At 43.4% G+C, this 17,804-nt stretch carries 14 protein-coding genes and 1 pseudogene; 6 read left to right on the forward strand and 9 right to left on the reverse strand.

Going from position 1 to position 17,804, the window contains the following annotated elements; all coding sequences use genetic code 11:
- The first annotated feature begins 158 nt into the window (after positions 1 to 158).
- The 3 genes from rbsB (at position 159) to ACED25_RS01910 (ending at position 3,344) form a co-directional block, all read left to right on the forward strand.
- A complete protein-coding gene (gene rbsB / locus ACED25_RS01900; protein WP_012600805.1) occupies positions 159 to 1,037 on the forward strand; it encodes a ribose ABC transporter substrate-binding protein RbsB in 879 nt (292 codons plus the stop codon).
- 226 nt (positions 1,038 to 1,263) lie between these two features.
- The gene (rbsK, locus tag ACED25_RS01905) at positions 1,264 to 2,190 is read left to right on the forward strand and encodes a ribokinase (RefSeq protein WP_017099334.1); all 927 of its coding nucleotides are present in this window, start codon (positions 1,264 to 1,266) and stop codon (positions 2,188 to 2,190) included.
- A 152-nt stretch (positions 2,191 to 2,342) separates the two neighbouring features.
- Positions 2,343 to 3,344 carry a substrate-binding domain-containing protein gene (locus ACED25_RS01910; RefSeq protein WP_017099333.1) on the forward strand — a complete coding sequence of 334 codons (1,002 nt, stop codon included), beginning with the start codon at positions 2,343 to 2,345 and terminating at the stop codon, positions 3,342 to 3,344.
- An 84-nt stretch (positions 3,345 to 3,428) separates the two neighbouring features.
- Here ACED25_RS01910 and ACED25_RS01915 read toward each other — a convergent pair whose 3' ends face one another.
- From ACED25_RS01915 to ACED25_RS01925, 3 genes are all read right to left on the reverse strand, one after another.
- Positions 3,429 to 4,220 carry a carbon-nitrogen hydrolase family protein gene (locus ACED25_RS01915; RefSeq protein WP_029225296.1) on the reverse strand — a complete coding sequence of 264 codons (792 nt, stop codon included), beginning with the start codon at positions 4,218 to 4,220 and terminating at the stop codon, positions 3,429 to 3,431.
- 122 nt (positions 4,221 to 4,342) lie between these two features.
- On the reverse strand, positions 4,343 to 4,774 hold the full coding sequence (locus ACED25_RS01920) for a lysozyme inhibitor LprI family protein (protein ID WP_009844901.1): 432 nt from the start codon (positions 4,772 to 4,774) through the stop codon (positions 4,343 to 4,345).
- Between the two features lie 39 nt (positions 4,775 to 4,813).
- The gene (locus ACED25_RS01925) at positions 4,814 to 5,476 is read right to left on the reverse strand and encodes a hypothetical protein (protein WP_371694506.1); all 663 of its coding nucleotides are present in this window, start codon (positions 5,474 to 5,476) and stop codon (positions 4,814 to 4,816) included.
- Positions 5,477 to 5,773: 297 nt separating this feature from the next.
- On the opposite strand from ACED25_RS01925, the gene ACED25_RS01930 reads away from it, so the two are divergent.
- Positions 5,774 to 7,351: a cyclic diguanylate phosphodiesterase gene (locus tag ACED25_RS01930; RefSeq protein WP_029222841.1), complete on the forward strand. Its 1,578-nt coding sequence runs from the start codon at positions 5,774 to 5,776 to the stop codon at positions 7,349 to 7,351.
- Between the two features lie 70 nt (positions 7,352 to 7,421).
- On the opposite strand, the gene ACED25_RS01935 is transcribed toward ACED25_RS01930, so the two are convergent.
- Positions 7,422 to 8,297: a prohibitin family protein gene (locus ACED25_RS01935; RefSeq protein WP_049779392.1), complete on the reverse strand. Its 876-nt coding sequence runs from the start codon at positions 8,295 to 8,297 to the stop codon at positions 7,422 to 7,424.
- 161 nt (positions 8,298 to 8,458) lie between these two features.
- Positions 8,459 to 8,836 (reverse strand): hypothetical protein, encoded by a 378-nt coding sequence (locus tag ACED25_RS01940; RefSeq protein ID WP_012600811.1) that lies wholly within the window; start codon positions 8,834 to 8,836, stop codon positions 8,459 to 8,461.
- Between the two features lie 242 nt (positions 8,837 to 9,078).
- Between ACED25_RS01940 and ACED25_RS01945 the strand changes: the two are divergent.
- Positions 9,079 to 9,231 (forward strand): annotated as a pseudogene (locus ACED25_RS01945) (IS110 family transposase); the annotation flags it as partial.
- Between the two features lie 22 nt (positions 9,232 to 9,253).
- Here ACED25_RS01945 and ACED25_RS01950 read toward each other — a convergent pair.
- The 4 genes from ACED25_RS01950 to ACED25_RS01965 form a co-directional block, all read right to left on the reverse strand.
- Positions 9,254 to 9,874, reverse strand: a complete 621-nt coding sequence (locus ACED25_RS01950) for a hypothetical protein (RefSeq protein WP_017102565.1) — start codon at positions 9,872 to 9,874, stop codon at positions 9,254 to 9,256.
- A 118-nt stretch (positions 9,875 to 9,992) separates the two neighbouring features.
- Positions 9,993 to 10,895, reverse strand: a complete 903-nt coding sequence (locus tag ACED25_RS01955) for a hypothetical protein (protein ID WP_017102564.1) — start codon at positions 10,893 to 10,895, stop codon at positions 9,993 to 9,995.
- Between the two features lie 145 nt (positions 10,896 to 11,040).
- On the reverse strand, positions 11,041 to 11,745 hold the full coding sequence (locus ACED25_RS01960) for a hypothetical protein (RefSeq protein WP_017102563.1): 705 nt from the start codon (positions 11,743 to 11,745) through the stop codon (positions 11,041 to 11,043).
- Positions 11,746 to 12,054: 309 nt separating this feature from the next.
- Positions 12,055 to 14,652, reverse strand: coding sequence for a molybdopterin oxidoreductase family protein (locus ACED25_RS01965; RefSeq protein WP_371694507.1), 2,598 nt, complete (start codon positions 14,650 to 14,652; stop codon positions 12,055 to 12,057).
- A gap of 472 nt (positions 14,653 to 15,124) precedes the next feature.
- Here ACED25_RS01965 and nirB point away from each other — a divergent pair, with 472 nt between their 5' ends.
- Positions 15,125 to 17,707 carry a nitrite reductase large subunit NirB gene (gene nirB, locus ACED25_RS01970; protein WP_371694508.1) on the forward strand — a complete coding sequence of 861 codons (2,583 nt, stop codon included), beginning with the start codon at positions 15,125 to 15,127 and terminating at the stop codon, positions 17,705 to 17,707.
- The last annotated feature ends 97 nt before the right edge of the window (positions 17,708 to 17,804 follow it).

Here is a 17,804-nt window from a genome sequence, read left to right on the forward strand (position 1 = left end):
CAATGCAACACCCTGCTTTATCTATAGAAAACCCATAGAAAAGCACCTTTAATTGAAATATCTATCAGTAACAAACCTATAAACATTAAATCTATAAATAATGTAACAACGAGCTAGGGTTATCCAACCTAGCTCACCCTACATAAAGGACTTACACCATGAAAAAATTAGCGACTCTTATTTCTGCTGCCCTTCTTTCTACAACAGTATCTGTGTCTGCACAGGCGCAAGATACAATGGCAATCGTTCTGTCTACACTGAATAACCCATTCTTTGTAACCATGAAAGATGGCGCAGAAGCGAAAGCAGAAGAGCTAGGCTACAAGCTTATCGTTCTTGATTCTCAAAACGATCCAAGCAAAGAGCTTTCGAACATTGAAGATCTAACCATTCGTGGTGTTAAGGCAATCCTGATTAACCCTACAGATTCAGATGCAGTGTCTAACGCAATTCGCATTGCTAACCGTTCAAACATTCCAGTACTGACACTAGACCGTGGTGCAAGCCGTGGTGACGTAGTGAGCCACATTGCTTCTGATAACGTAATTGGTGGTGAAATGGCGGGTCACTACATCATGGAAAAAGTGGGCGAGAAAGCGAAAGTAATTCAACTTGAAGGTATCGCGGGTACATCGGCTGCTCGTGAACGTGGCGAAGGCTTCATGAACGCAGTAAACGGCAGCGACCTTGAGCTTCTTGCAAGCCAACCTGCTGATTTCGACCGTACTAAAGGTCTGAACGTAATGGAAAACTTGCTTGCTGCTAACCCAGATGTACAAGCGGTATTCGCTCAAAACGATGAAATGGCACTAGGTGCTCTTCGCGCCGTTCAGGCTTCAGGTAAAGAAGTGATGATCGTTGGCTTTGATGGCACTGAAGACGGTATCGCTGCTGTTAACCGCGGCCTACTAGGCGCAACGGTTGCACAACAGCCTGACCTAATCGGTTCTTTAGGTATTGAAATAGCAGACAAAGTACTGAAAGGCGAGACAGTAGACGAATACGTACCAGTAGCTCTAAAAATCATCGCTAAGTAACTTATCTATTACCAACTAACTTAGCTTAACTCTTGACCTAATTAAGCAGGGGTCCCCTATCCCCTGCTTTCTTAACTCACTAGCTCATTGGTTCACAGACTCAAGAAAAAACAAAAAAACCGACAGTGCATCGCTGTTTCTCATAAGCCGTCTAACAAGGCGAGCAATTTACGTAATGAGAAAGACCCATGCATTTTCAAATACGATATATCATAAGGCTCGTATCATGACTCAACTGATTGTTTTAGGTAGCGTTAACGCTGACCACGTACTGCAAGTTCCTTCTTTCCCTCGTCCGGGTGAAACCTTGATTGGCGGTAACTATCAGGTCATCCCTGGCGGCAAAGGCGCAAACCAAGCGGTAGCTGCAGCGCGATTAAACGCAGATATCGGCTTTATCGCCTGTGTCGGTGACGACCCATTCGGCATCAATATTCGTAAAGATTTTGCTAAAGATGGCATCAACATCGATGGTGTTATCGTTGCAGACAACACGCCGACAGGCATCGCGATGATCCAAGTATCAGCAACAGGTGAAAACAGCATTTGTCTTTCTGCTGAAGCCAACAACAAGCTGACTTGCGACCAAATTGAACCGCATCTAGAGAAGATTCGTGGCGCTAAATACCTTCTAACTCAACTTGAAACGCCAATTAAAGGCATTGAATACGCAGCAAAAGTAGCAAAAGAGAATGGCACTCAAGTTATTCTAAACCCGGCTCCTGCTCGTCCATTATCGGATTCATTACTTGCTTGTGTTGATGTGATCACACCCAACGAAACTGAAGCTGAAGTGCTGACGGGCATTACCGTGACGGATAGTGCATCCGCTCATCAGGCAGCTTTGGCTTTGCACGCGAAAGGCATCGAGACTGTGATGATCACACTTGGCGCGAAAGGCGTTTGGGTAAGTAAAAACGACAAGGGCGAGCTTATTGCTGGGTTCCGCGTTGAAGCAACGGATACAACCGCTGCTGGTGATACCTTCAACGGCGCATTGGTGACAGGCTTGCTTGAAGATATGCCACTTGAGCGCGCGATTAAGTTTGCTCATGCCGCTGCTGCTATTTCCGTAACTCGCTTTGGTGCTCAAACGTCGATTCCGAGCCGTTCTGAAACCGATGCGTTTTTATCAGAGCAACTATCTGCCTAGCTTGATACCCATTTGAAGGCTTAACTCCTGATCTAAACCTTAGTTAACGGATGTTAGCCTTCAAATTCGGTAACAACAAATAACAAGCATAAGCCCCTGTATTCAGGCAGAATATCGCGCAACGTGGCAAGTTACTCCCACAAGGATTTTTTATGGCAACAATGAAAGACGTCGCTCGGCTAGCAAAGGTTTCTACTTCAACCGTCAGCCATGTGATCAACAAGTCACGTTTTGTCAGTGAAGAGATTGCTGAGCGTGTTAACAGTGCGGCTAAAGAACTCAACTACGCGCCGTCTGCATTGGCTCGCAGCTTGAAAATGAAGCAAACCAAAACCTTGGGTATGCTGGTTACTACCTCTACAAACCCATTCTTTGGCGAAGTAGTAAAAGGTGTTGAACGTCGTTGTTATGAGAAAGGCTACAACCTTATCTTGTGTAACACCGAAGGCGACAGCGACCGTATGAAGTCATCTATCGATACCTTGTTGCAAAAGAGAGTCGATGGCTTGATGTTGATGTGTTCAACCCTTGAAGGGCAGCATATTGACGTATTTGAACGCTACCCAGAACTACCTGTTGTGGTCATGGACTGGGGCCCAATGCTGTTCGCGAGTGATAAGATCCAAGACAACTCGCACCAAGGTGGCTACATGGCGACCAAGCATTTGATAGACAACGGCCACTCTCAGATTGGTTGTATCACCGGCCCACTTCACCGCAATCAAGCCTCTTCTCGTTATCAAGGCTTCAAGCAAGCGATGGAAGAAGCAAAGCTAGAGATCAACCCTAAGTGGATTGTTGAATCCAACTTCGAATGCGACGGCGGTTTTGACTCTTACCAAACACTAAAAACCCGAGGCGTAATGCCGTCAGCAATCTTCGTGAGTAATGACATGATGGCAATGGGTATGATTCACGCTGCCGCACAAGATGGCACGTCGATTCCAAACGATCTTTCGATCATTGGCTACGATGACATCCACTTGTCAAAATACATGACCCCAGCATTGAGCACTATCCACCAGCCAAAACACCGTTTAGGTAAAGCGGCGGTAGATACTCTCTTGAACCGACTCAAAACACCAGATGCGTATCCGCAAGTTGTTGAGTTAGAGCCAACGTTAGTTGAACGAAGCAGCGTCAAAGCGATTTAGGGCTCAGCCCTCCACAGACTAAATCACAAAGGGCAAGGTTATCTAACCTTGCCCTTTTCGATTCTATTGCGTTTACTTGTCTTGTTAACGATTCAACGCAGACGCTATCTGTTGTATTTCATCTAACACATCAACACCATTGTATTGAGGCGCAATAGACAAGTCTTGAATATTAATCGTTTCAACAGACTGATGCTCACTGAGTTGAAGCATTAAGTCTCCCTTCGGTGAATAGGTTCTACTGCCGCCACAATATGTCGCGGTAAAGGCATCAACCACATCTTGCCCGACGCGATTACAGGTCACGATATGACACCCTTCTTCTAACGCTCTTGCTTGTGCAATGGCAAAGCTATGATGACCACCAAAATTCGCAGGATGGAGAATAACGTCTACCGACTGATACGGTCTCATGATCTCCGGGAACCATATATCAAAGCAAATCGCGACACCGAACTTCAAGCCTTTGTATTCAAAAGTAAGAAGTTCATTTCCTCTAGAAAAGTACTCTTTGTCGAATTTCGTTTGACTGACTTTTCTGTATTTATGACGCAAACCTGAACCATCAACCACCACAACGCTATTGTAATACTGACCATTATCTTCCTCAGCGACACCCGCAACGATTAACGTCTGATGTTTCGTGGCAAGCGCAGTTAATGAATCAATGGTCGGGCTGTTATTGAAGTCTTCACACAGTTCATGAATTTCTGCGGCATCGTTAAAGATACATCCAGTAGAGAACAGTTCAGGCAGCAACGTGATATCACCCACTGCCGTCTCAGCTTCCAAAAGCTCAGAGACTCGCGAGATGTTCATTTGTTTATTTTTGTATTCAACTTCAAGCTGGACAAGAGTGACGCTGACACTATTCAAAATCGAATCCTTACTCGGTAACACTTCAAACTTGAGACTAAGAACGACAGGGTAAGATAATCCCCCATCGCTTGCTGACTCGAGCGCCAATGGTTGAAGCAAGCACACACTCTCATAAGCACTCAGTTCATATACTTCATCAGCTTGGGCTCTGGCAAAACTGGTGGTGTGCTGTCCATGTAGGTTAAGAAGTTTTCCCACACCTCATGCGTTCTTTGTTTAGTCAGCTTAGTTTTGCAAGAAAGCGCCATAAGACCTCGAATTGAACCATCACGCCATTGGGTATACACCGAGTCACAATGTGCCGTCATGTAAGCTTGCCAACTGTCTTGAGCCATCTTGATTGAGCTAACCAACTCCGCATCATAAGCATTGTGTTCAAAGCTCGCTTCAAGGTATTGATCAAGCTCCACTTGTGCAGTATCCAACTCAATCGACGCACAGTGATTGATCTCTATGGTATTCATTGCATTCTCGCAATCGACAACATCATCGGATGCTGATGCAAGCAAAGGTAAACACGTTAATAACACGACCGTTAAAGCCTTTTTCATTATTTATCCCCTAATTCAAAAGCACATATATGCGCCCTATTAATGCCAAGCATTACGAATCTTAACGACATAAAACGCCAATTGTTGATAACTGCGTTTAGGATTGTGTCCAAAAACCACAAGAGCATACAACCACAGAACAAGAAGCATGGAAAACAAACCTGACTGGAAACCATCTAGGTACAACTCAGGTAGCAAGTCGATTACCTTTTGATAGTTCGCAATTGAAATTGTTGTTTTACTGCTAATCAATTCATACGTTACATTTATTGGGCTGACTATGGCCCAAACTAAAAACCATGACACGCCTGCGACAGGCACTAAACTCAGTAGCGGCTTAAGTTGCTTAACCGGGAAAATGAAATACAAAAGCATAATCAAATACAGAGCGGCTAAAAATAAGCTCCATGCGTGAACACTGACTTCAAAAATCCGATAACGCTCATCGACATACATGATTAACACTACCGCCCCCAATACACCAAGCGATAATAATTTTCCCACATACCTCGTTCTAGAAAACCTAATCAATACATAACCAATCACAAGAAGAAAGCACGAAAGCCAAGCTAACACTTCTGGTTTGGTCTCAAAAAGACGAGGTGTTGCGGAATTAGACAAGATAAAGATCGCGTAAGTAGGAGCAATCAACAAGTAGGCGATCAAAACACGCACCAACATCCAAATCATATTTTTTATCATTACGCTCAAATCCACTCACTCGCATTATTTCAAAAATTACAGTTTTCAATTTGATGATAAAAAACCGGCAACAATCCGCTTCATCAAAAAACGCAAAAGTACTGAACAAAAAAACGACACTCTTAACCTTGGAAGCATATCTAACATACTGATTTCTATAGTGCGACCATGCGTTACGCTATTTATATCAATAACTCAGACTTTTGTTCACACTATTTATGCATAAGCTTGCGTTATTATCGTTAAATTTATAAATTAAGTTGTATGCACACACCAATCGGTCACGCTTCTCTTAATATGGATATCAAGTACCAGCATTTTGCCAAAACTTCGTTCTTCTTTGCCATTTCTTTCTTTTTTTTCATGGCATTGCTCATTCCTTTAACACCGTCTCATTACCAAACGTTAACCGAAGACACATCAAGGTTAGTAGAAACGAGGTTAGAAGGGATTCAATCAAGGTTCGACCGTTTTTTATCTGAAATTACCCCAGATCAGCCTTGCGACACGATTGTTAGACAACTTCGACAAAACGTTTTTGAAGCTGATTGGGTGAAAGAAGCCGCGGTGTTCGACAAAGAGAACCGATTTTACTGTTCAACCACTGATGGTGAAGTTTCATTTCGCCTATACAACACCATCAGGCAGCGGCTCAATGACGCCCCAAATTTAACCACCTTATCGTATTCAAACTCAGCGATTACTAAGGTGCAATCCATCATGCTGATATTCTCGACTAAGGAAGGCTCGGGAGTGAGCCTGATGATTCCTCCGCACTTCATCTTTGAGCTTGTAGAAGCTAATTTGAGTAGCCATGGCATTAACTCTAAAGTTGAGGTGATCAAAAGAGACATTCACCCTACCGACCTCGGCTCATACAACGCGACGGTACGGATACAGTCAGACATCTACCCATTCACCGTCACCTCATATATTGGTTATCGGTATTATATTAACTTCATGCTGAGTCACTTATGGTTTGGCTTTCTTATGGCGGGAATTACGACCATTATTCGCCTTTCCCTCAAGCATAAAAAACAGAGCCAACGTAGCTTAGAATATTCGCTATCCAGTGCTCTGAAAAACAAACACCTACATGTTCACATGCAACCGATCGTTAATCAAAGCACCAATAAAATCGTAGGCTGTGAGTCATTATTGAGATGGAACGATCCAATTGAAGGTAACGTCTCCCCTGCTATCTTCATTCCATTGGCTGAAAGTTTAGGCTTGATTGAGAAGCTGACCTATTTCGTGCTGCATGAAGTGTTAACGACATTGAAAAGTAATCAAGAGGTGTTTGCATCAAAGTACATCAGCGTCAACATCAGCCGAAACGTTGTATCCAACAGTAACTTCACGAATAAAGTGATTAGCATCTTTAAAAGACACCCTGAGATTCTCAAGCAAGTGGTTTTCGAGGTGACAGAGGATGGTGAGTGTTCTGATGCCGATATGGTCAAAATTAAGGACAACTTGCAAAAGCTATCTGATCTTGGTGTAAGAATTGCCATAGATGACTTTGGTACTGGCTACGCAGGATTAGACTTTGTAAGGCAATTTCCGTTCAGTATTCTCAAGATTGATCGCGTGTTCGTGAAAAACATATCCGACGAATCCAGTTTTGGTATCCCACTATTAGAATCCATGCTTCAGCTATCACGCACCTTAGGCATGCAAGTCATAGTTGAAGGCGTTGAGTACGAGTCACAACTGAAGATCTTGTCGAAACTAGGCGTCGACTACATTCAAGGCTTCTACTTCTATAAACCTATGCCAATAAGTCTCGCCATTAGCTTGATCAAACAGCAAGATTTTGAATCAGATAACGTTGAGGAACAATGTACCTCAACGCTGAAGTGTGATTTGGTATAGATTGGTATAAAGCACAAACCCAACACCGACATGAAGTCTGTGTTGGGAACAACTTTTAGTTTCCTTAATCCTACTTAGCTCTCATGTCCAAAATAGGCATATTTTCACCACCCAACATTGTTGCTGGCAGCTTTCCGTCCCAGTTTTGAGCTTCGGTCAGTTTAATGATTAATGGGTTGTCCCCAAGAGCTTTGGCCTTTGCATTAATCGCTTCTGCTTCAGCAAAACCTTTTAATTTAATCGCCTTCGCTTCAGCTATAGCGATAAGCTCAATACCATCAGCTTCGGCTTTTGCCGTATTTACGGCTCTTTGAGCTTCTAAGTTTTGTCTAGCCAGTTTATGTTTCTCGGCAGCTGCTAAGTTTTTCTCAGTCTGCTTCGTTTCGATTGAGGTAAGGTATTTTTTGGGTAGGGCTATATTTTCAATCTGTATATTATCTACGCTTACTGGAAACGCGGCCATTTCTTCAATTAAATTGGATTCAATCGCCTGAATAGCACTCGCTCTATCTTGAATTAACTGCTCTGCATCATACTTAGGAATAACATCCTTGGTTGCCGACCTAAATCTAGGGTCAAGAATACGAGCTTCAAATTGCGGAAGACCGCCATACTGTCTAAAAAGATCTAACGCTGCAGATTTATCTACCGTCCAGTTAACGGATACGACGACAGTAACTGGCATCTGCTCCTTTGTACTAGAGGCCATTTTCTCTTCATTCTTGCGTGTTCGAACTTCAATTTCTTCAACGCTGTCGATAAACGGTACTTTGAAGTGTAAGCCTGGGCTTACCTGTGTTTTAGCTTCACTAAAGCGCTTAACAATACCAATGTGCCCCTCATTAACAGTATAAACTGAACTAAAGAGAACAAAAGCAACGGTAATTCCGGCACCTAGCTTTTTAATAGGTAAGTTAAATTTCTTCATTTCTACAGCTTGTTTCATGTTTTTACCAACCAACTTATTATATGTGTAAATAATCAATATCAATCCTAACGCCCGTAAGAAAGTGAGCCCCACAGAACTAACCAAGTACACGGTACTCTTACTGTAACCACCGAGCGTAACCGCCGAGCGTAACGCATCATATTAATCCTTATTTTTTATTACTTGCCTGTTTTATATTCCATCACGAGCCTTACTATTCCATCGAGTTCCTCGCGTTCGTTTGACGAATATAACCCAGACTCTACAACACCAACGTCATCGTTATTGAAAACACCGACACGTAACTCATACTTTTTGGTTAAAAGATATCCAACGATACCAATTATGGAAAACACACCAATACCAACAAGTGGACGAAAAAGGAAAATAGGTAAACTAAACACAACCGCAATAAAGAACGACCTTGTGATTTTACTTTTGATGTCATGCTCTTTAACGTAGATATTTTCTAACGTATTAAGCCTAAGAGGCTTTGGGCTCTTCCTTGTTACAATCGAGTCAGACTCGAGCCAAATATTCTTTTTGCCACTTCCCATTGTTGCTCCTCCATAAAGCCAACCAACTTAAAATACGATAAACCTATCTTTAACAACACCTTACCAATCAAAACTTGCAAGGTAAATGATTGATGCGATTAATTCCCATTATCACATTCGATATCGATTCATAATTTGATGGTGACTTTAACCTAGCCGAAAGGCATCGCAAATAAAGAGAATGGCATTTTAGGAATCAGAGGATATGTGACGACAAAAGAAACAGGAAATTGGCTAAATGTAACCCCGTATTCAAAGCGACTTATGCTCGACTTTTAGCTGTCGGAAAGCCTAAGAAAGTCGTAATAATCGCGTGTGTTCGAAAGATGGTTGTGACCCTAAACTCTATGCCGAGAGATGGCGCCATGTGGGATGAAAATACAGCAAAAAACTAATCATTGACGCCATAGTCGTTTGTTATGTTTCGGCGTCCAACTTCGATAGCCATACTGCACAACATAAAAGACTAAAGGCTTTTAAGCTGTTGATTTCAGAACCATAGTCAACGTGATTTGCATCACCATGCATTATCCCGTTTCTATTTGGCCCCTTAACTTTTAGTTTCTCTGAACATTGTGATTTATCAGCACCAATTTGGTTTTTAACATACGTACTAGCTAAAAAGGCGTCAAAAAAACTACCTTCTTCTAAGTTTTGAGTCTGACTTATGTTTTCATAAGAGCGATGTTTATTATTAAAAATACTACGTTTAAAAACTTCATTAAAAACACCTTCAGCTTGAGCCAAAAATATGGGAATAGAACCATAAAATTCACCAGACTCATGAAGTCGGAAACCAGCCTTGAGAACACAACTTCGCATAGGTGCATTATCTAAGCAATATTCCATGTTCTGTAAAAGGTATTTCTTTCCCCTTTCAACATGGAACTCGTTTACCTGATTATTTGCCGTTAGCTGCCATAACTTTACGTTAACTGGAGCGCAAGGGGTTGGATACCATCCCCATTTAGCAAGTTCAATCGCTACTTCTGCTCGTTTTTTCGCAGACTTAACGAAAAATTCAGAATCGATGATCAACGATTTTTCTCCTTAGAAACATAACGCCAGCAATAAGGTGCGCCACGACCAACTTACAAAGCGCACCGAACTCCATACCAAAGCCGCCGAGTGTAACGCGTCACCCTTGATTGCCTTGTTATAACGTTTTACGAGCGTAGGTGCTTCGTATTAGCTCATCTCCTGGATACAACAATGTCAGCAAATGGAAGATAGCTTTTTCCACATCACGCACGTAATCTACTGCTTCTTGGCCATCAATTGCTGGACTATCATGCCTATGAACCAGCATGTTACGAATTTCTGAGCCTTTAGCTAATTGCTTTTTATATGGCGACACTTCTCCTAAATAATTTTCTAGAATTTTGCCATAAAGCTTTGTAAGTGGAGGTGAAGGCATATTCAATAATAATGCTTCAAGTTGAGGGTTTGCTCTTGATAAAACCTCTTTAATTGCTAACTCAGCAGCAATTGTTGCATCAATCCATTGATGATGAGGTGACCCCTCATGTTTAGCTCTATGCAAATGACGCATCGCCAACAGAGGAACTATCTCTGATTCAATCGAAGCTTCAATTTTCTGAATACTATCCTCTCTTAAAGGACAGACATTACCTCCAGATACAACCACTCCTATTGATATAGGTAATTCACGGAACTCATCACCTTTAAGCATCCAACGTTCAGAATGTATAGATATTAACTGTTCTTGAAGGTCATCATGGCCTAAATGATATTTTATCAACTGTAAAATATCCTTTGTGTACTGCAACGCCATACTAAAATAAACACCAATAGTATTCCGGCATTGTTCAGAAAGATTATCTCCCTCGAAACGATTAAGAGATAACAACTCCTGAATATAGCATTCAGACAAAGTTGCGCCTTTTACTTTACATATTACATCGTCACGAGAATATGAGACCTCCACTTCTATAGATATTTCACCGACCTTTTTATTAAACGTGAAATTTTTATCTGCTTCTGTGTAACTATTTTTTCTTAATAGGAGATACTTACACTCAATGTCGATTTCTTTCATCTTTTCTCCAACGTTATAACGCCAATTTAAGGTGTGAACAACGCTAACACCTTAGCTAAACCAGTGTGCCATAAACACTAAACTTACTTGAAGTAAGGGCGCCAAGCGTTGTGAATCACTCTTAAATTTCTTGTTATGTGAATTTTCAAAGTTTAAGGTAAGCACTTCCGATTCCCCTACTCTTTGCGTTGGTAAAAAGCTTATCGTGGTCATCGATATGCAAGTTTGCTACAGCATCATAGCTGACTTGCTCTTTAACTTTGAGAGGTGTTAAAACAACCTTGTAGTCATAGCTGTTTTGCCCAGATTCCACTTGATATTTTTGACCATTTGAGACCAAGGTGGCTATTATTCTATTTGCAGCATTTAGCTGAATTTTGCCTCGGTACCGGTCATCCGAATGGCGATATATTTTTATAGCTATTTTTTGTTCAATTTTTGCATCCAACAGTTCTATCGCCTCGACTATTTTCTCTTGCTTTGCTTTAACCAAAGCAAGTTTCTCTGATTCACGACTTAATAGGTTTTGAATGCGTGTCTTATTACCACTCACTGTCTCTTTTAGCTGTGTGTCCAGTTCAGACAACTGTGAGTTAAGTACATACTCTTCCGATTTTAGTGAAACTAATAGTTCTGAATTGATAACGTGATTCGAGTTGAATGAATCTTTTGTGGTAGTTACATACCGTCCCTGTTTTAAGTCATCATTAAGATGACCAGCGCTCTTAATCTGCTCTATTACTGTAGGAGTAACAAAATTAGCTATTAATACATCTTTTAAGAGAAACGTGGCGATTGCAATAATGGCAGCAGTCCCTACGCTTACTTTAATTTCCGTCGATATACTCATTATTTATCACCATTTACACAACAGCTATTTTAGACAGAAAAATTCTGCATTTTGTCCCTGAACCAATTCTTCCTAGTTTCCAAGACACACTGCACTTAATCCAATAACTGATTTAATAACATAATCTTACCTACTTATTCCTGCGTCAAACATGACGGAAAGCAGAAATTTTCCATATAGTTTCATCAAAATGCAGAAAACCACCCAATATGTGAGTTGTTCATATCTTGGGAGTCGTGTTCTCAAACAAAAACGCCGACATGATAGTCGGCGTCTACGTTATAAATATGGATGAATAAGAGGTAGTAACTACTTTGCCATGGTACTCAAAAACTCGGCTTCAAACTCTTCATCGGCTTCTCGGGTTAGGCACTCCACCAGCCAGTCGATGCTTTGATGGTCGAGCTTACTGTTCACTACGAAGGCTTGCTTTACGCCAGATTGACCCAGCTTGGCAGAACCGTAGTTCTTGAATGATTTATTGCCGTGGTAATGGAGTGATTTAATCGCCTCTGCATTCGGTTCTGGTAAGGCATCGAGTGTGTTGGCAAGTTGAATCACCAACTCCATTGGGTTCTTAGATGATGAGATGCGATACAGAAAACCGCCCTCCACTCTTTGGCGTACCCAATAATCAAAGCCGCTGCAATCCATCACCTTATCGCTGACCAGTGCGGCTTCACTTCGATAACCACACGGTTCTACGACAACGGGTGTGTGTTTGAATTCTGGCTGGCCTGATGTGGCATCGGTATGAGGCAAGATCAGGTCACACGGCTTGCTATCTTTGGCGGTCGGGGCGTTCCAGTGAATTGGCATGAAAACTTGCTCTCGGCGCATCTCTTTTGTTACCACTAAGCGAGCTTGGCACTCCCCTTGTGCACTGCGCACTTTCACCACTGGATTAATAGTGGAGTGGTTGAAGGCATCTAGCCCAAACTCATCTAAGCCAAGCTCTGCAACCGTATCTGGGTGCATGGCAACAAAGGGTTCTGGTGTGTGTTCGCCTAAACCTGCGGCCAAGCCCGTGCGGCTCATGGTGTGCCATTGGTCTCGGATTCGCCCTGTGTTCATGATAAGCGGGAATTCGACACTGGTATCGGCAATCGGCTTATCGTGCTCAACCGCGATAAACTGCGCTTTGCCAGATTCAGTAAAGAACTCGCCATCGGTAAACATGCGCTGCTCAATGATCTCTGTTTGATATTTTAGCACTGGCCATTGCTGTGGAGTGAGTTCGCCATAGCCTTTCTCATCTAACTGAGTAAGACCGATTAAGCACAAGTCACGCGTTTTACCTGTTTCATTACCGAGTGCTGTCATCTCACAATACTCTTTGAAGATCTCGCCTTCGTGACGGTAATCAAACTGCTCTTTGAATCCCATTCTTTGTGCCACTTCTTTTAATATCCACCAATCGGGTTTGGCTTCGCCTGGGCTTGGTAATATACGGCGCTGCCTTGATATACGGCGCTCTGAATTGGTCACAGTGCCCGACTTCTCGCTCCAACCCTGCGCGGGCAGCACCACATCAGCCAAACGTGTGGTTTCCGTATCGGCAATGCAATCAGACACCACCACAAACGGGCACTTCTCTAATGCGGTTTTGATTTTTTCGCTATCCGGCAAACTCACGACGGGGTTGGTTGCCATGATCCACACGGCTTTTATCTTACCGTCGTTCATCGCATCAAATAGGTCTATAGCTTTTAAGCCAGCATGAGTCGCTAAGCTGTCGGTTTGCCAGAACTCACTAACGGTTTGGTGTGATTGCGGATCACCAAACTCAAAGTGCGCCGCTAACGTATTGGCTAAACCGCCCACCTCACGCCCGCCCATGGCGTTCGGCTGACCCGTTACAGAGAATGGCCCCATACCCGGATTACCTATTTTCCCGGTGGCTAAATGGCAGTTAATAATGGCATTCACCTTGTCACACCCTTGTGTCGATTGGTTCACGCCTTGGGAGTAAATGGTCAGCACCTTCTCGTTCGATGCAAACAAACTGTAGAACTGTTTTAACTGCTGCTCTGTTAACCCTGTGAGCTCAGGAACACTTTTGTCGCACTTACTTGATTCGGTATAGCCTGATTCGGTATAACGATATTGAGTCGCAGATCGAATTGATTCAGTAAAGCCTTGAGTGTGGTTTTCTATGTAGTCTGCATCTAGCTTGTCGTTATCGTCGAGATAGCCCAATAAGCCGTTAAACAGCGCCACGTCTGAGCCAGATTCCAATGCCAAGTGAATGTCTGCGATTTCACAGGTGTCGGTATAACGCGGGTCGATGACGATGACTTTCAATGCAGGGTTGGCTTGTTTCGCGGCTCTTAACCTTTGGAATAGCACAGGGTGACACCAAGCGAGGTTTGAGCCAGTAATAACGACGAGATCGGCTTGCTCGAGATCTTCATAACAGACAGGTACTGTGTCACTGCCAAATGCACGCTTGTGCCCAACAACGCTAGAAGCCATACACAGGCGAGAGTTACTGTCGATGTTGCCACTGCCGATGAAGCCTTTCATCAGTTTATTGGCAACGTAATAGTCTTCGGTAAGCAGCTGACCAGAAACATAAAACGCAACCGAATCGGCCCCAAATTCTTCGATCGTTTGATTGAATTTGTCTGCAACCAACTGAGTGGCACTGTTCCAATCCAGCTCTTGTTTTTGCTCATTCTGAATATGAGCAGGCTGTGTTAGGCGCCCTAAAGGCGTGACAGTATCACCAAGCGCAATCCCTTTAGTACATAGCTTTCCATAGTTTGATGGATGATCTTTATCACCACGTACTTCTAGTTTTCCTAACGATGTCGGTCTCGCTTCTATTCCACACCCTACACCACAATAAGCACAGGTTGATTTTATCCAGCCGCTGTTTGAATCGGTCATCCGTTTCTCGCTCAATTATCCATAATTGTAATAACTGAAACCAAGCAAATAGCACGCCACTTAACACCACTCGACCAAATTGAAATATTACCACTTAAAAACAACAACTTAATGAAATTAAAAATATCAACACTGAACAAAATCGAACTTAGCCAAGATAGAAACTTAATTTTTGCACCATCTTGCAGAAAGTTGCACCACAAACGCTCATTTATATAAATCTAACAAAAATTTTACATACCACTTTAGGGGTAATTACGCGCCACCTTTAATTTTTAAACATCTGAAATATATAGATTAAATTTTATTTGAATGAACAACTCGCAATCTGGCACCCTCCTTGCTCCACTAAAAACCAAGACTTAGAAAAAACATTTTTGTTTTTCTTGATGATTATGAATTGAGTGGAATCTCAACCCGGTATTCATCTGCTAACGACTAGAAATTAGATGCTAGTGATGGTGACGCCGAGAATAAGGAATGGATTATGAGCAAGAAGAAAATCGTCGTTGTTGGTAACGGCATGGTTGGACACAAATTTATCGACAACATCCTGCAATCAGACAGTGATGAGTTTGATGTTATTACTTTCAGTGAAGAGCCAAGGTTGGCCTACGACCGTGTTCAGTTGACGGCTTACTTCAAGCGCGGAAATGCTGATGATTTGGCATTAACCAGCGAAGAGTATTACCAAAGCAATGGCGTCAATTACCTTCTCAACGCGAGAGTCGCTCAACTGGATACTGAAAATAAGTGCGTTGTGACTGAATCGGGACATACCGAGAGTTATGACACCTTAATTCTGGCGACCGGTTCATTCCCTTTTGTTCCCCCTATTCCCGGTAACGACCAAGAACACTGCCACGTTTATCGCACCATCGAAGATTTAGACGCCATTGAATTATCAAGCAAAGGCAGCAAATCTGGCGTAGTGATTGGTGGTGGCCTACTTGGCTTAGAAGCGGCAAACGCAGTCAAAAACCTTGGCTTGGAAACACATGTTGTTGAATTTGCACCTCGCCTGATGGCCGTGCAGTTAGATGACGGTGGCGGTGCTCTACTGCGCAGAAAAATTGAAGACCTTGGCGTGCAAGTTCATACCGAGAAGGCAACCTCTGAGATAGTCGCGGGTGAGAACGCTCGCTACAGAATGAACTTTGCAGACGGCACCCACCTTGAAACCGATATGATCGTGTTCTCTGCGGGTATTCGCCCTCAAGATGCTCTAGCTCGCAGCTCTAATATTGCCATTGGTGAACGTGGCGGCATCGTGATTAACGATCACTGCCAAACCAACATCGACAACGTGTATGCGATTGGTGAGTGTGCGCTTTGGGACAACAAGATCTTCGGCTTAGTCGCACCCGGTTACTCCATGGCGAAAGTCGCGGCTTCGCATATTGTCTCCGGCGGTACTGACGATGCTGCATTTACTGGCGCTGACATGAGTACCAAGCTCAAGCTGCTTGGCGTCGATGTGGCCAGTATTGGTGAAGTACACGGCAAGACGGAAGGCGCTCAGTCGTATACCTATAACGATGAAATTGAGCAAGTTTATAAGCGCCTGATCATCTCGGCAGACGGTACAAAGATTGTCGGTGCAGTATTGGTCGGTGATGCAGAAGCTTACGGTTCGCTACTGCAAATCAAACAAAACGATATGCCTCTTCCTGAAAACCCATCAGTATTGATTTTACCTAACGTGGCCGATGATTCAGGTTCGGCAATGGGCGTTGAAGCTCTGCCCGATAGCGCAGTGATTTGTTCGTGTTTTGATGTGACCAAAGGTGACATTAAAGACGCGGTTTCTGCTGGCTGTACCACGATGGCTGCATTAAAAGAAACCACCAATGCTTCGACAGGTTGTGGCGGTTGTTCTGCCCTTGCTAAACAGGTTCTCGATAGCGAGCTAAGTAACCTAGGTGTGGAAGTCTCTAACGATATCTGTGAGCACTTTGCTTATTCTCGCCAAGAGCTCACTGACATCATCCGCGTCAACAAAATCAAGACCTTCGATGAGCTGTTAGATTCTCACGGAAACGGATTGGGCTGTACTGTGTGTAAACCGGCTGTCGGTTCGATTCTGGCTTCGTACTGGAACGATTACATCCTTGAAGATCAACACATAGAACTGCAAGACACCAACGACATCTACCTCGGTAACATGCAAAAAGACGGCACCTACTCTGTGGTTCCGCGTATTGCTGGCGGTGAAATCACACCCGATAGACTAATCGTGCTTGGCGAAGTCGCTAAAGAATTCGACCTTTACACCAAGATCACCGGTGGTCAGCGTGTCGACTTGTTTGGCGCGCAACTTAACGAACTGCCAATCATCTGGAAAAAGCTGATTGATGCGGGTTTTGAAACGGGCCATGCCTACGGTAAGTCAGTTCGTACCGTGAAATCGTGTGTCGGTAGCACATGGTGCCGATACGGTGTCGACGACAGTGTTGGCTTAGCGATTCGACTAGAGAACCGCTACAAAGGCTTGCGCTCACCCCACAAGATCAAGTTTGCGGTTTCTGGCTGTACTCGTGAATGTGCAGAAGCCCAATCAAAAGACTTTGGCATTATCGCAACCGACAAAGGTTGGAACCTCTACATCTGTGGTAACGGCGGTATGCGCCCTCGCCATGGTGACCTTTTCGCGACCGACCTTGATGAAACCACCCTGCTGCAATACATCGACCGCATTCTGATGTTCTATACACGTACCGCGGATCGCCTACAGCGTACATCGGTATGGATGGAAAACCTTGAAGGCGGCATTGAATACCTCAAGCAAGTCGTGATTGAAGACAAGCTCAACGTTGCTGAAGAACTTGAAGCCGATATCGCCCTTAACATCGAAAAATACCAATGTGAGTGGAAAACCACCATCGAAAACCCTGAAAAAATGAAGCGTTTCCAGCACTACATCAACAGCGAAGAAATGGACACTAGCCTGTCATTCATCAAAGAACGAGAGCAGCGTTTTCCTAAGCCGAGCTTGAGCTCTTCTTCAGATTCACAACGAGATGAAATGCTAACCAAGGCTAACCAAATCGAAGTCACGGAAGTTTCGTAAGCCTAATGGATGGTGAGTGAATAAGTAACAACTAAACCCAATATCGATAGTCGACAGCGGCGCAGCCCAAGAAAACTGCTGTCGGCTATCACCCTAA

The sequence above is a fragment of the Vibrio sp. 1F263 genome (assembly GCF_041439035.1).
Classification (GTDB): Bacteria; Pseudomonadota; Gammaproteobacteria; order Enterobacterales; family Vibrionaceae; genus Vibrio; species Vibrio tasmaniensis_A.

Bases quoted from the DNA above. Each gene is read 5' to 3' on its own strand.
- rbsB (WP_012600805.1), top strand. From the start codon at position 159: ATGAAAAAATTAGCGACTCTTATTTCTGCTGCCCTTCTTTCTACAACA.
- rbsK (WP_017099334.1), top strand. From the start codon at position 1,264: ATGACTCAACTGATTGTTTTAGGTAGCGTTAACGCTGACCACGTACTG.
- ACED25_RS01910 (WP_017099333.1), top strand. From the start codon at position 2,343: ATGGCAACAATGAAAGACGTCGCTCGGCTAGCAAAGGTTTCTACTTCA.
- ACED25_RS01920 (WP_009844901.1), bottom strand. From the start codon at position 4,774: ATGAAAAAGGCTTTAACGGTCGTGTTATTAACGTGTTTACCTTTGCTT.
- ACED25_RS01925 (WP_371694506.1), bottom strand. From the start codon at position 5,476: ATGATAAAAAATATGATTTGGATGTTGGTGCGTGTTTTGATCGCCTAC.
- ACED25_RS01930 (WP_029222841.1), top strand. From the start codon at position 5,774: ATGGATATCAAGTACCAGCATTTTGCCAAAACTTCGTTCTTCTTTGCC.
- ACED25_RS01935 (WP_049779392.1), bottom strand. From the start codon at position 8,297: ATGAAACAAGCTGTAGAAATGAAGAAATTTAACTTACCTATTAAAAAG.
- ACED25_RS01940 (WP_012600811.1), bottom strand. From the start codon at position 8,836: ATGGGAAGTGGCAAAAAGAATATTTGGCTCGAGTCTGACTCGATTGTA.
- ACED25_RS01955 (WP_017102564.1), bottom strand. From the start codon at position 10,895: ATGAAAGAAATCGACATTGAGTGTAAGTATCTCCTATTAAGAAAAAAT.
- ACED25_RS01960 (WP_017102563.1), bottom strand. From the start codon at position 11,745: ATGAGTATATCGACGGAAATTAAAGTAAGCGTAGGGACTGCTGCCATT.
- nirB (WP_371694508.1), top strand. From the start codon at position 15,125: ATGAGCAAGAAGAAAATCGTCGTTGTTGGTAACGGCATGGTTGGACAC.